The organism is Bacillus sp. FMQ74, assembly GCF_001875785.1.
In the GTDB taxonomy this organism is placed as follows: Bacteria; Bacillota; Bacilli; order Bacillales; family Bacillaceae; genus Bacillus; species Bacillus stercoris.
Map to the genome: position 1 here is coordinate 189,043 of NZ_MOEO01000008.1, position 12,914 is coordinate 201,956.

A 12,914-nucleotide genomic window follows, 5' to 3' on the forward strand; every position below is an offset into this window, starting at 1 on the left:
GGCTATGAATTTGGATTTTTCAGCAACGATCCCCCAAATTCCTTTTATATTAGAAGGCTTGGCAATTACATTAAAAATTGTTGTTGTATCTGCTATTATCGGACTTATACTCGGTATTGCGCTAAGCTTATGCAAGATCAGCACATTCCGCCCGCTGATCTGGATCGCTGATTTTTATACATCAGTGTTCAGAGGCACACCTTTAGTGCTGCAGCTTATGATTGTTTATTTTGGGCTTCCTCAGCTTCTCGGATTTCAAATTGACCAGTTTTGGGCTGCGGTTGTCGCATTGTCTTTGAATTCCGCCGCTTATGTATCGGAAATTATCAGAGCCGGGATCAACGCCATTGATAAGGGGCAAAAAGAAGCTGCTGTCGCACTCGGTGTCCCATATGGAAAAATGATGAAGGATCTGCTGCTCCCGCAGGCCTTCAAAAATATATCCCCTGCAATTGTGAATGAATTAATTACGTTAACAAAAGAATCGGCGATCGTCACCGTCATCGGGCTTGGTGATGTCATGAGACGCGCATATCAAGCTGGCGCCGCCACTTACAATTACCTTGAGCCGCTTATTATCGCTGGATTGATTTATTACGTGCTTGTCTTGATTTTAACGTTTATCGGCAAGGCTGTAGAAAGGAAGCTGAAATCCAATGATTAAGGTTGAAAAGCTGTCAAAATCATTTGGGAAACACGAAGTATTAAAAAACATCTCAACAACAATCGCTGAGGGTGAGGTTGTTGCCGTGATCGGTCCTTCAGGCTCAGGCAAATCAACGTTCCTACGCTGTTTAAACCTGCTGGAAAAACCTAATGGCGGAACCATTACAATAAAAGATACAGAGATTACGAAGCCGAAAACCAACTCATTAAAGGTTCGGGAAAACATCGGGATGGTTTTTCAGCATTTTCATCTCTTTCCGCACAAAACGGTTCTCGAAAATATCATGTACGCGCCTGTCAATGTAAAAAAAGAATCAAAACAGGCTGCACAGGAGAAAGCTGAGGACCTGCTCTGCAAAGTCGGTTTGTTTGAAAAGCGAAATGACTATCCAAACCGTTTGTCAGGCGGACAAAAACAGCGTGTCGCTATTGCCAGAGCTCTTGCAATGAATCCGGACATCATGCTGTTTGACGAGCCGACCTCCGCACTTGATCCGGAGATGGTCAAAGAAGTGCTACAGGTGATGAAAGAGCTGGTCGAAACAGGCATGACCATGGTGATTGTCACACATGAAATGGGCTTCGCTAAAGAAGTGGCAGACCGCGTGCTGTTTATGGATCAAGGAACGATTGTCGAGGACGGCAATCCGAAGGAATTTTTTCTTTCGCCAAAATCCAAAAGAGCGCAGGACTTTTTAGAGAAAATATTATAGAATATAGAAAAAAAGAAGAAGGCTGATCGCTTCTTCTTTTTTATTGAAGAAACAAATAGAAATGGAGTCCGACATGTTTAAAATTGGTTACCGCACAATAAAGACCGCGCTAGGAACAGCTTTGGCTATTTATATAAGCCAGCTATTGCATTTGCAAAACTTCGCATCAGCAGGAATCATCACCATTTTGTGCATTCAAATCACACAAAAACGGTCGCTTCAGGCGTCATGGGCCCGCTTTGCGGCATGCTGTCTGGCAATTGTTTTTTCTTATCTCTTTTTCGAGCTCATTGGCTACCACCCGTTTGTGATCGGAGCGCTTCTTTTGATATTCATTCCGATAACGGTTCTGTTAAAAATTAACGAGGGTATCGTCACCAGTTCTGTTATTATCCTTCATTTATACATGTCCGGCGGCATTACGCCTGCTTTCATCTGGAATGAGGTTCAGCTGATTACGGTCGGCATCGGCATCGCTCTATTGATGAACTTGTATATGCCGAGTCTTGACCGGAAGCTGATTGCTTACCGCAAAAAGATAGAGGATAACTTTGCTGTCATTTTTGCAGAAATAGAACGGTATTTGTTAACTGGTGAGCAAGATTGGTCAGGAAAAGAAATTCCGGAAACGCACCAGCTCATTACGGAAGCCAAAAACCTGGCATATCGGGATGTGCAAAACCATATTTTGCGTTACGAAAATCTGCATTATCATTATTTTAAAATGAGAGAAAAGCAATTTGAAATTATCGAACGCCTTCTCCCTAAAGTGACATCGATCTCCATCACGGTAGATCAGGGAAAAATGATCGCTGAATTTATTCATGATTTGCGGGAGGCGATACACCCGGGAAATACGGCCTACAAATTTCTAAAAAGACTTGCTGACATGAGAAAAGAATTTGAGGAGATGCCGCTTCCGGCGACTAGAGAGGAATTTGAAGCGAGAGCCGCTCTCTTCCATCTTCTCGGCGAAATGGAACAATATTTAGTGATTAAAAGTTATTTTAAAGGAATAAAAGCGCAAAAATCACTCGGATGATTCGCATGAGCTCTTCCTTCATTGGTCAACCTAATGAAAAAGGAGGAGCTTATGCGTTTTTTCTTATGTTCAATTTTTATGATGATTTCACCGATTTGGCCGCTCGGCGAAAATCCGCTGCCGGGTGATCCGTATGTTATTGTCAACAAGCGAACAAATGCACTTGCTGTTATCCTCGACAACAAAGTAGAAGGCGTGTACAGTGTGGCGACTGGAAAAACAGATGATTTGACGCCTGAAGGAGAGTTTTCGGTAACGGTAAAAGCGGAAAATCCTTACTACAGAAAGAAAAATATTGAAGGGGGATCTCCTGACAACCCGCTTGGGGCAAGATGGATCGGATTTGACGCGAAAGGAACGGACGGGCGGATTTATGGAATTCATGGGACAAACCGAGAGGAATCAGTAGGAAAATTTGTGTCAAACGGCTGTATACGTATGCATAACGATGAGGTCGTTCATCTGTTTGAAACGATACCAGTAGGAACGAGGGTGCTGATCACGGACGATAATCGCTCTTTTGAGGAGATTGCCATCGAGCATAAAGCTCTGATAAAAAAGCAGGATGTTCCCATTGAATAAGGCTGCCCTGCTTTTTTATCGTTATAAAAACATGATGATTCCTGAGAGTACAGTTGAAAGAATAAAAACTCCCAAAATCACGATCAAAACGCTTTTCATCAGTTTTTGAGACATGATTTTCACTCCTTACACAATCTGTCTATATTTTAGCGTGTTTTGAATGGGCGGACAAGCGATATCTATTAGCGAAAGCAGGGATGCAAATGAACAGGCTTGACCATATTGGGATAGCCGTTTTTTCGATAAAAGATGCAAGACGCTTTTATGAAAATGTATTGGGACTTGCATTTCTTCATCAAGAAACGGTTGAAGAGCAAAAGGTGAATGTTGCTTTTTTTCAAGCGGGAAGCGTCAAACTTGAGCTGATAGAGCCGTTGACAGCAGACAGCCCCGTCCGTTTATTTTTGGAGAAGAAAGGGCAGGGGCTGCATCATATTGCATTTTTGTGCAATAGCCTATCTGAACAGCTCAAAAAAATGTCTGACCGGCATGTTCAATTGATTGACAGGTATCCAAGACAGGGAGCGAACGGGAAAAAGATCGCGTTTATTTCCCCTCGAGAAACAAACGGTGTTCTTGTAGAGCTTTGTGAACCGAAAGGAGACCAACACAATGAACATGAATGAGCACATTGATCATTTATACACAAAACGCAGACAGGCAGAAGAGGGCGGAGGACTGGAAAAGCAGGCTCAGCAGCGGCAAAAGGGAAAGCTCACCGCTCGAGAAAGAATCATATTTCTTCTTGACCAAGACAGCTTTATCGAATTACACCCCTTCATGGAAAGCCAAGTGTTAACAAGAGAACAGCGCATGTTAGGGGATGGGGTCGTGACAGGGTACGGCACAATTGACGGACGCTCAGTTTATGTATTTGCGCAAGACTTCACAGTGTTCGGCGGTGCGCTTGGCGAAACCCATGCCAGGAAAATCTGCGCTTTGATGGATCTGGCAGCAAAAAATAAGGCGCCGATTATCGGGCTGAATGACTCAGGTGGTGCGAGAATTCAAGAGGGTGTGGTATCATTAGATGGATACGGTCACATATTTTACCGAAACGTCTTATATTCCGGAGTCATTCCGCAAATATCGGTTATTTTAGGGCCGTGCGCTGGAGGCGCTGTATATTCTCCGGCACTCACAGATTTTATATTTATGGCTGAACAGACCGGCCGGATGTTTATTACCGGCCCGAAGGTGATTGAAAAAGTGACAGGGGAACAGGTCGATGCGGAGAGCTTAGGCGGAGCGGGGATACATAATGCCGTCAGCGGAAACGCCCACTTTTCCGGCCATACGGAGAAGGAGGTTCTGACAGGGGTGAGAAAACTGCTGTCTTATTTGCCGCTGAATGGCCGGACAACAGAGCCGAAGCCAGAGAAAGAGGACTCCAGACCGTTATTAAACCGTCTCGTGCCTGCTGACACGACAAAGCCGTATGACGTTCGGACGGTGATTAAGGAGCTGGCCGACCCACAGTCTTTTTTTGAGATTCAGCCATTTTTTGCGAAGAACATTGTCATCGGATTTGCAAGGCTGGGTGAAAAAGCAATCGGCATTGTTGCGAGCCAGCCAAAGCATCTGGCGGGAAGCCTGACGATTGACGCTGCTGATAAAGCAGCAAGGTTCATCCGTTTTTGTGACGCATTTGATATCCCGCTGTTGACTGTTGAGGATGTCCCGGGATTTCTTCCCGGTATTCAGCAGGAGCACAACGGAATCATCAGACACGGAGCAAAATTATTGTTTGCTTATGCAGAAGCGACTGTCCCCAAAATCACGCTCATTATCAGAAAAGCATATGGCGGCGCCTATGTGGCCATGAACAGCAAAGCAATCGGAGCGGACTTTGTATTTGCATGGCCGAATGCTGAAATTGCGGTGATGGGTCCAGAAGGTGCGGCATCGATTTTGTATGAAAAGGAAATCAAAGCTTCAGCTGACCCGCAAAAGACGAAACGCCAAAAAACAGCTGAATACAAAAAGCAAAACGCCGGCCCATACAAAGCGGCCGCTTGTGGAATGGTCGATGACATTATTTTGCCGGAAGAATCAAGGGGAAGACTGATTCAAGCTTTTCATATGCTTGCACATAAGACAGAAGAGAGACCGAAAAAAAAGCACGGTAACATACCGCTTTAATATGGAGGGACTTACAAATGGTGAATGAAAAACGCCTGCTGGAAGAGTTTTTAGAGCTTGTCCAAATTGATTCAGAAACAAAACACGAAGCAGAAATCTGCAAAGTGCTGAAACGAAAATTTTCTGATTTAGGGGTGGACGTTAAAGAAGACGATACAATGGATATCACTGGCCACGGAGCCGGTAACCTGATTTGCACATTAAAAGGGACAAAGCAAACAGATACGATCTATTTTACTTCTCATATGGACACAGTTGTACCCGGTAACGGCGTAAAACCGGTTGTAGAGAACGGTTACGTCAAAACAGACGGCACGACGATTTTAGGTGCTGATGATAAAGCAGGACTGGCTGCAATGTTTGAAGCGATTAAGGTGCTGAAAGAAGAAAACATTGAACATGGCACGATTGAATTCATCATCACAGTAGGAGAAGAATCTGGCCTGATCGGAGCGAAGGCGCTTGACCGTGCTATGATCACTGCATCCTACGGCTATGCTCTTGACTCAGACGGAAAAGTCGGAAATATCATTGTAGCCGCGCCGACACAGGCGAAGGTAAGAGCGGCAATTTTCGGGAAAACCGCGCACGCCGGAGTTGAACCTGAAAAAGGAATTTCAGCGATTACAATCGCTAGCAAAGCTATTTCAAAAATGCCATTGGGCCGTATCGATGAAGAAACAACAGCAAATATCGGCCGGTTTGAAGGCGGCACACAAACAAATATTGTGTGCGACGAAGTCCATATTCTTGCTGAAGCACGCTCTTTAGTTCCTGAGAAAATGGAAGCTCAGGTTCAAAAAATGAAAGCTGCTTTTGAAGAGGCTGCTGCTGATATGGGCGGACGCGCAGAAGTCGAAATTGAAGTCATGTATCCTGGCTTCAAATATCAAGATGGCGACCAAGTTGTTGAAATCGCGAAAAAAGCGGCTGCCAAAATCGGACGCTCGAGCGAGCTGCAAACAAGCGGCGGGGGAAGCGACGCGAACGTGATTGCAGGTCATGGCATCCCGACGGTCAACCTTGCTGTCGGTTATGAGCAAATTCATACAAAGAATGAAAAAATGCCGATCGAAGAACTCGTCAAAACGGCAGAAATGGTTGTTGCCATTATTGAAGAGGCGGCAAAATAAAAAAAGAAAACCCGAATGCGATTTCCCGCATCGGGTTTTTTTAGCTCCATTTCCTAAGCGGCCAAAATAACACGTCCTGTTTTTTAGCGTAATGAAGCAAGGGGTCTGCCTCTGGCAAAGTAATACCGTGAGCATCCGTCACCGTATTGAGTGAAATTTCCGCTTCAGCGTTTTGCAGCAGCCATGGGTGATGGTGGATGTCTTCGTAATAGAGTTTGTTTTGATTGGTAGTATAGAGTCTATACCGTTCTGTCAGCCAATAATCGAGCGAACCTTTTTCCGCTGTAAAAGGAGCTGAAATGGGCCGGTATGCGGCGTGGAATGCTGCTTCTTTGTCATCTCTCCGCTTGCTGACATAGTCAATGCCATCACCGTTTTTTTCGGCTTTCATATCCGCGTGAAAATAAGGCAAATGAAAGAACGTGCGAGCGCCCATAACCGCGAGCCGATGATCGGCATCTAAGCTGAAAAAATAAATGCCGGGCTTGCCTTTATACGTGACATAGGTGCGGAGGTTAAGCTCAGGAAATGCACGCGCACCGGGAAGGGCAGGAAGATAACGCGCTCTTAGGTTCGTGAGCATAAAGGGAAGCATGCTGATCCAAGCTTGCCCGTTATATGTATCTAATTCTAAAACTGGCGGTACTAAAGCGCGAAGGATAGAAACATCAACAGGCCAGTGGGCAAATAAGACATCATTCCAGGTTTGTCTCATAATCCAGATTCCTTCAGGTACAGAAATGTTTTTTTGCTGAAAGCGTTCCGCCAACATATATGCTCCTTTCGTTTGGAGGTGAGTAAAGGTATTCCCGATTTCCTTCTTTTTAAACGATACGGCTGTTTTTTAGGATGGCCAACTCTGCTTCAGCCATAACAAAAAAGGCTGCCTGGCGCGGTGAATGCTTCGCAAGTAACAAAAAAACAACCCCGGCTTTTCGCGCGGGGTTGCTTCATTATTTCACCGGCTCAGTAAGAGCGGCAGATTTTTTACTTTTATGGTGCGACATCTGCAGGACAATGTTTTGCACTGTCAAGAAAAGTCCGCTTGTGAACCAGTACAGCGGCAGTGCTGCCGGAACATTAAGCGAGAAAATCGTCATCATCACTGGGAAGATGAACACCATCATTTTTGCGGATTGCTGCGCCGCAGGGTTTTGCGGGACAGCGGAATATTTCGCGCTCAGTTTTTGAGCGACATAGGCCTGGATAAAGTACATAGCACCAGCACTAAGAGACACGAGGATGTCAGATTGTCCTAAACTGAACCATAAAAACGAGTGTGACGCAATTTCAGGTGTAGATCGAATTGCGTAATAAAATCCAATCACAATAGGAAACTGTATCAGCATTGGGAGGCATCCCATGGCAAGCGGATTGATGTTGTTCTCTTGGTACAGCTTCATCATTTCCATTTGCAGTTCTTTTTGTTTTTCAGGGTCTTTCGTTTTCTTCAATTTGGCCTGAATGCTGTCAACCTGTGGTTTAATAACTGCCATTTTCTCTTGAAACATGCGTTGTTTTTTGAACTGATTAACAAACAAAGGCAGTACAACCAAACGCACAATAATGGTTACGAGAATAATAGAGAGTCCGTATTCTCCATGAAACAGCCCGGCAACCCCCTTAAGCAGCGCGGAAAACGGTTCGATTAAATAATCGTGGAAAAACCCTACGTTGCTGAGGCCTCCCACCTGATTAGTCGCCGCAAAGGCAGCATTGCCCGAGCATAATACGATCAAAAAGATACCCATGGCCAAAAGTTTTTGATATGTTTTTAGCAAATTTGTTCTCCTCCTTTTTATAAATGCGGTTTATAAAAGAAGAGAACTGGCGTCTTCATCATCGTTCACAGGCGAATTCATGCGGAAGACTTTACGTATCCAAGTTGTAATGCGATGATATATAATAATAAGAAAGTCTGTTCGGTTAATTTGAAAGACTGTCTGATGTTCATCTGTTCGTTTGGATTTCCAATGCTCGCCGGCACGGCACTCTCGTAAGAGGAATGCAATCCCGATTGCCGTCAGAGCAGGAAGAATAATTGTGAAAAAATCGACTAAGAATAAAACGTCATTTATCGATTCCACAAACATTTTAATCACATCCATTCAGTACCTTCATTTTACTATATGTACAAGCCGTTGTCTAATGAACGAAAAGGAGATTTGTTTATGCCGGGAAAGAGCCGAATTATTTTCCATATTGATATGAATAGCTTTTATGCATCGGTTGAAATGGCATATGATCCGGCTCTCCGGGGGAAGCCGGTCGCAGTTGCCGGAAACGTAAAGGAGCGAAAGGGCATTGTGGTAACATGCAGCTACGAAGCAAGGGCGCGCGGCGTCAAAACAACGATGCCGGTTTGGCAAGCGAAGCGCCATTGTCCAGAGCTCATCGTTCTTCCGCCGAATTTTGCCCGCTATAGAAACTCTTCCAGAGCAATGTTTACCATTCTCCGTGAATATACTGACCTGGTGGAGCCTGTCTCCATCGATGAGGGCTATATGGACATGACCGATACACCATACAGCAGCCGGGCTCTGGAGACGGCAAAAGAAATCCAAAGCAGATTGCAAAAAGAGCTGCTGCTCCCATCAAGCATAGGGATCGCGCCGAATAAATTTCTCGCTAAGATGGCGTCTGATATGAAAAAACCGCTTGGAATTACGATTTTAAGAAAGAGGCAAGTGCCTGATATCCTGTGGCCGCTTCCTGTTGGAGAGATGCACGGAGTCGGCAAAAAGACAGCGGAAAAACTGAAGGGACTCGGCATTCATACAATCGGAGAGCTAGCTGCAGCTGATGAACACTCGCTGAAGCGCCTGCTTGGCATCAACGGTCCGCGCCTGAAAGATAAAGCAAACGGCATTCACCATGCGCCGGTTGACCCGGAGCGCATTTACGAATTTAAAAGTGTCGGCAACTCATCGACACTTTCACATGATTCCAGTGATGAAGAGGAGCTGTTAGGCGTGTTCAGAAAACTTGCCGCTTCCGTGAGTGACCGTTTACAGCGCAAGGAAGTCATGGCTTCGAAGCTTTTTATTATGATTAGATATGCGGATTGGAAAACCATCACAAGAAGCATCACGCTGAGAAATCCGATTGATCAAAAAAAAGAAATCTTGAAAGAAGCAGAGCACCTCTTTTTTAAACACTGGAATAAAAATCCTGTCAGACTGCTTGGCATTACCGGAACCGATTTGGTAGAAAAAGAGCAGGCCTATAAGCAGCTCGATTTGTTCAGCTTTAATGAGGATGCGAGAGATGAGCCCATTCAGCAGATAATGGAAAAGCTGAATGAAAAGTACGGATCTAAACTGATCAGAAAAGGGGCAAGGTTAAAAAAAGAGGAGAGCAAAACGAAGGGAACAAGCTTTAATAAAGATTTTTTTCAGGATGAAAAGAAAAGCTGAATCGCTTGAAAAAAAGGGTGAAAGTATGGTAATTTCTTTATTATAAATATCATTTTATTTTAATTTAAATTTTAAAATGATTAAACGTTTGCAGAAGGGACGTTAGAATATGTCAAAACAACAAATCGGCGTTATCGGACTTGCGGTCATGGGTAAAAATCTGGCTTTAAATATCGAAAGCCGGGGATTTTCTGTTTCTGTTTACAACAGGTCAAGCAGTAAGACTGAGGAGTTTTTGCAGGAGGCAAAAGGAAAAAATGTTGTTGGCACATACAGCATTGAAGAATTTGTCCAATCCTTGGAAACACCGCGCAAAATCTTATTAATGGTTAAAGCGGGAACTGCAACAGATGCGACAATTCAATCTCTTCTTCCTCATCTAGAGAAGGATGATATTTTAATTGACGGCGGAAATACATATTATAAAGATACACAGCGCCGTAACAAAGAACTCGCTGAAAGCGGCATTCATTTTATCGGAACAGGCGTTTCCGGCGGAGAAGAAGGGGCGCTTAAAGGGCCGTCTATCATGCCTGGCGGACAAAAAGAAGCACACGAGCTTGTGAAACCGATTCTTGAAGCCATTTCTGCAAAAGTTGACGGAGAACCTTGTACGACATATATCGGTCCAGATGGTGCCGGCCATTATGTAAAAATGGTGCACAACGGTATTGAATACGGAGATATGCAGCTGATTTCTGAATCTTACTTCATTCTGAAACAGGTGCTGGGCCTTTCAGCTGATGAGCTTCATGAAGTTTTCGCTGAATGGAATAAAGGAGAGCTTGACAGCTACCTGATTGAGATTACAGCTGACATCTTCACGAAAAAAGACGAAGAGACAGGCAAACCGCTTGTTGATGTGATTCTCGATAAAGCAGGGCAAAAAGGAACAGGAAAATGGACAAGCCAAAGCGCACTTGACTTAGGCGTTCCGCTTCCGATTATTACTGAATCTGTATTCGCGCGCTTTATCTCAGCTATGAAGGAAGAGCGTGTGAAAGCGAGCGGACTTCTTTCAGGACCGGAAGTGAAGCCTGTTACGGAAAATAAAGAAGAGCTGATTGAAGCGGTCAGAAAAGCGCTGTTCATGAGTAAAATCTGCTCATACGCGCAAGGATTTGCCCAAATGAAAGCTGCTTCTGAAGAATATAACTGGGATCTGAAATATGGTGAAATCGCTATGATCTTCCGTGGCGGCTGCATCATTCGTGCAGCGTTCCTTCAGAAGATCAAAGAAGCTTACGATCGCGAGCCTGAGCTTGACAACCTGCTTCTTGACAGCTACTTCAAGAATATTGTAGAAGGCTACCAAGGAGCGCTTCGCCAGGTGATTTCACTTGCAGTTGCCCAAGGTGTGCCGGTGCCATCATTCTCAAGCGCATTAGCTTATTATGACAGCTACCGTACAGCCGTACTGCCTGCAAACTTAATCCAAGCACAGCGTGACTACTTTGGCGCTCATACGTATGAGCGTACTGATAAAGAAGGTATTTTCCATACTGAATGGATGAAGTAATCATTAGAACCCCCCCGAAGCTATAGAGCTTCGGGGGGTTCTGTTATTAAAGAGAGTGCTATACCTCTGTGACAGCTGAAAAAAGCCGAAAATGCTTGTGAGCATTTTCGGCTTTTTTCTTACTTATATATTCCACCAGTGCAAGCCGTCTTTCGCCAAAAGATCATCTGATTCTTTTGGTCCCATTGAGCCTGATTCGTAGTTAGGAGATAAGGTTTTGTTTGCTGCCCATGTTTCAGAAATGGAGTCGACAAAGCTCCAAGAAAGGGCAACTTCATCCCAGTGTGCAAAGTTTGTTGCATCGCCAAGAAGACAGTCGTGAATTAGTTTTTCATATGCTTCAGGGGTGTTCAACTCGTCATTGCAATTGCTGCAATAATCGAGTTTGATTGGCTGCGCGTGTGCTGCTCCGCCAAGCTTTTTAGCATTTAAGTAAAGCGTAATGCCTTCGTCTGGCTGAATATGAATGACAAGCAAGTTCGGATTCATGTTGTTTTCATTGCCGTAGTACAGGTTCATCGGAATGTCCTTAAATTGAACGACAATTTTTGTGGACTTTTCTTTCATTCGTTTTCCAGTACGGATATAGAATGGAACACCAGCCCATCTGAAGTTGTCAATCAAGAGCTTGCCGGCAACAAAGGTTTCTGTATTGGAGTCAGGAGCGACATTATCTTCTTCTGTATAAGAAGGAACAGGCACACCGTCAATTTCACCGGCTTGATATTGTCCGCGCACAAAGTATTCATCCACTTCATCTTTTGCAATAGGGCGGAGTGCTCTCAGTACCTTCACTTTTTCGCTGCGGATTTCTTCAGTGTTCAATTTGATCGGCGGCTCCATTGCAAGGAGGGCAACCATCTGCATAATATGGTTTTGCACCATGTCGCGCAGGGCGCCTGATTTTTCGTAATATCTTGCACGGTCTTCAACGCCAAGTGATTCGCTAGACGTAATTTGAATGTTTGAGATGTAGCGGTTTGTCCAAAGCGGTTCGAAAATCGCATTGGCAAATCGAATCACTTCAATGTTCTGAACCATTTGTTTGCCTAGATAATGGTCGATTCTGTAAATTTGATCTTCCGTAAATGCTTCGCGGATTTCTTTGTTTAATGCCTGTGCGCTTGGCAGATCGTGACCGAACGGCTTTTCAATGACAAGGCGGGACCAGCCTGTTGTAGCTGTTACACCCTCTGATTTTAATGTTTTTGCAATTGTTCCGAAGAATTCAGGAGCCATTGCCAAGTAGAACATTCTGTTGTTCGGAATTTGATATGTATCTTCCAGCTGGTTAAGCAATACGTTAAGCTCTTGATAAGATCCAGGATTTGTCACGTCAAACGGGTGATAGTAAAAATGAGACGTGAAATCATCTATATGCTTATCTGCAGAAGAGGAAATGGATGTTTTAACGGTTTGGCGAAGATCCTCATTTGACCAAGGTCTTCTTCCAACTCCTACCACTGCAAACTCTTCTCCGATTTGTCCGTTTTGATATAAACGGTGAATAGACGGATACAATTTTCGTTTTGCTAAATCTCCAGTTGCACCGAATATGACAATTACTGCTTTTGGTTGTTGGTTTGTTTTCACTAAAAGTACCTCACTTTATTCGAAGCTTTATTTTAGTACACCCCGTATATTTCCTTCATTTTAAATCTAAAATTCAACGAAAGCAAACATTTAAGCCCTTTTTTAAGC

14 protein-coding genes are annotated in these 12,914 nt (G+C 44.1%); 9 read left to right on the forward strand and 5 right to left on the reverse strand.

Features of this window, described 5'->3' with window-relative positions:
- Window positions 1-4: 4 nt before the first annotated feature.
- The 4 genes from artQ to BLL41_RS16290 all read left to right on the forward strand — a co-directional run bounded on the left by artQ (window position 5) and on the right by BLL41_RS16290 (window position 3,003).
- Window positions 5-664, forward strand: coding sequence for an arginine ABC transporter permease ArtQ (artQ, locus tag BLL41_RS16275; protein ID WP_071578639.1), 660 nt, complete (start codon window positions 5-7; stop codon window positions 662-664).
- Entirely contained in the window at window positions 657-1,379 is a 723-nt protein-coding gene (gene artM, locus BLL41_RS16280; protein ID WP_071578640.1) for an arginine ABC transporter ATP-binding protein ArtM, read from the forward strand. Before artQ ends, artM begins: the two co-directional genes overlap by 8 nt.
- A gap of 73 nt (window positions 1,380-1,452) precedes the next feature.
- Window positions 1,453-2,421: an aromatic acid exporter family protein gene (locus BLL41_RS16285; protein WP_071578641.1), complete on the forward strand. Its 969-nt coding sequence runs from the start codon at window positions 1,453-1,455 to the stop codon at window positions 2,419-2,421.
- A 51-nt stretch (window positions 2,422-2,472) separates the two neighbouring features.
- Complete coding sequence (locus BLL41_RS16290; protein ID WP_071578642.1) at window positions 2,473-3,003, forward strand: L,D-transpeptidase; 531 nt, start codon at window positions 2,473-2,475, stop codon at window positions 3,001-3,003.
- A 21-nt stretch (window positions 3,004-3,024) separates the two neighbouring features.
- Here BLL41_RS16290 and prli42 read toward each other — a convergent pair whose 3' ends face one another.
- Window positions 3,025-3,117: a stressosome-associated protein Prli42 gene (gene prli42, locus BLL41_RS22820; protein ID WP_041521370.1), complete on the reverse strand. Its 93-nt coding sequence runs from the start codon at window positions 3,115-3,117 to the stop codon at window positions 3,025-3,027.
- A gap of 89 nt (window positions 3,118-3,206) precedes the next feature.
- Here prli42 and mce point away from each other — a divergent pair, with 89 nt between their 5' ends.
- From mce to BLL41_RS16310, 3 genes are read left to right on the forward strand one after another with little or no spacing between them, the layout of a single operon-like run.
- On the forward strand, window positions 3,207-3,629 hold the full coding sequence (mce, locus tag BLL41_RS16300; RefSeq protein WP_071578643.1) for a methylmalonyl-CoA epimerase: 423 nt from the start codon (window positions 3,207-3,209) through the stop codon (window positions 3,627-3,629).
- Window positions 3,622-5,145: an acyl-CoA carboxylase subunit beta gene (locus BLL41_RS16305; RefSeq protein ID WP_083428055.1), complete on the forward strand. Its 1,524-nt coding sequence runs from the start codon at window positions 3,622-3,624 to the stop codon at window positions 5,143-5,145. The genes mce and BLL41_RS16305 overlap by 8 nt, the downstream gene beginning before the upstream one ends.
- Window positions 5,146-5,162: 17 nt before the next feature.
- On the forward strand, window positions 5,163-6,278 hold the full coding sequence (locus BLL41_RS16310) for a tripeptidase T (RefSeq protein WP_071578645.1): 1,116 nt from the start codon (window positions 5,163-5,165) through the stop codon (window positions 6,276-6,278).
- A 40-nt stretch (window positions 6,279-6,318) separates the two neighbouring features.
- Here the strand turns inward: BLL41_RS16310 and BLL41_RS16315 are convergent, their stop codons facing one another.
- The 3 genes from BLL41_RS16315 to mifM form a co-directional block, all read right to left on the reverse strand.
- Entirely contained in the window at window positions 6,319-7,047 is a 729-nt protein-coding gene (locus tag BLL41_RS16315) for a YqjF family protein (protein ID WP_071578646.1), read from the reverse strand.
- Window positions 7,048-7,231: 184 nt separating this feature from the next.
- On the reverse strand, window positions 7,232-8,059 hold the full coding sequence (locus BLL41_RS16320; RefSeq protein ID WP_071578647.1) for a membrane protein insertase YidC: 828 nt from the start codon (window positions 8,057-8,059) through the stop codon (window positions 7,232-7,234).
- Window positions 8,060-8,089: 30 nt separating this feature from the next.
- Complete coding sequence (mifM, locus tag BLL41_RS16325; RefSeq protein ID WP_083428056.1) at window positions 8,090-8,377, reverse strand: membrane protein insertion/folding monitor MifM; 288 nt, start codon at window positions 8,375-8,377, stop codon at window positions 8,090-8,092.
- Window positions 8,378-8,449: 72 nt separating this feature from the next.
- Here mifM and BLL41_RS16330 point away from each other — a divergent pair, with 72 nt between their 5' ends.
- Window positions 8,450-9,694 (forward strand): DNA polymerase IV, encoded by a 1,245-nt coding sequence (locus BLL41_RS16330; protein ID WP_071578648.1) that lies wholly within the window; start codon window positions 8,450-8,452, stop codon window positions 9,692-9,694.
- A gap of 109 nt (window positions 9,695-9,803) precedes the next feature.
- Window positions 9,804-11,213: an NADP-dependent phosphogluconate dehydrogenase gene (gene gndA / locus BLL41_RS16335; protein WP_071578649.1), complete on the forward strand. Its 1,410-nt coding sequence runs from the start codon at window positions 9,804-9,806 to the stop codon at window positions 11,211-11,213.
- A 123-nt stretch (window positions 11,214-11,336) separates the two neighbouring features.
- Here the strand turns inward: gndA and zwf are convergent, their stop codons facing one another.
- Complete coding sequence (gene zwf / locus BLL41_RS16340; protein WP_071578650.1) at window positions 11,337-12,806, reverse strand: glucose-6-phosphate dehydrogenase; 1,470 nt, start codon at window positions 12,804-12,806, stop codon at window positions 11,337-11,339.
- Window positions 12,807-12,914: the final 108 nt, after the last annotated feature.

Coding starts and splice junctions, on each gene's coding strand:
- artQ (WP_071578639.1), top strand. CDS start 5: ATGAATTTGGATTTTTCAGCAACGATCCCCCAAATTCCTTTTATATTA.
- BLL41_RS16310 (WP_071578645.1), top strand. CDS start 5,163: ATGGTGAATGAAAAACGCCTGCTGGAAGAGTTTTTAGAGCTTGTCCAA.
- BLL41_RS16285 (WP_071578641.1), top strand. CDS start 1,453: ATGTTTAAAATTGGTTACCGCACAATAAAGACCGCGCTAGGAACAGCT.
- prli42 (WP_041521370.1), bottom strand. CDS start 3,117: ATGTCTCAAAAACTGATGAAAAGCGTTTTGATCGTGATTTTGGGAGTT.
- BLL41_RS16305 (WP_083428055.1), top strand. CDS start 3,622: ATGAATGAGCACATTGATCATTTATACACAAAACGCAGACAGGCAGAA.
- mce (WP_071578643.1), top strand. CDS start 3,207: ATGAACAGGCTTGACCATATTGGGATAGCCGTTTTTTCGATAAAAGAT.
- BLL41_RS16330 (WP_071578648.1), top strand. CDS start 8,450: ATGCCGGGAAAGAGCCGAATTATTTTCCATATTGATATGAATAGCTTT.
- artM (WP_071578640.1), top strand. CDS start 657: ATGATTAAGGTTGAAAAGCTGTCAAAATCATTTGGGAAACACGAAGTA.
- gndA (WP_071578649.1), top strand. CDS start 9,804: ATGTCAAAACAACAAATCGGCGTTATCGGACTTGCGGTCATGGGTAAA.
- BLL41_RS16290 (WP_071578642.1), top strand. CDS start 2,473: ATGCGTTTTTTCTTATGTTCAATTTTTATGATGATTTCACCGATTTGG.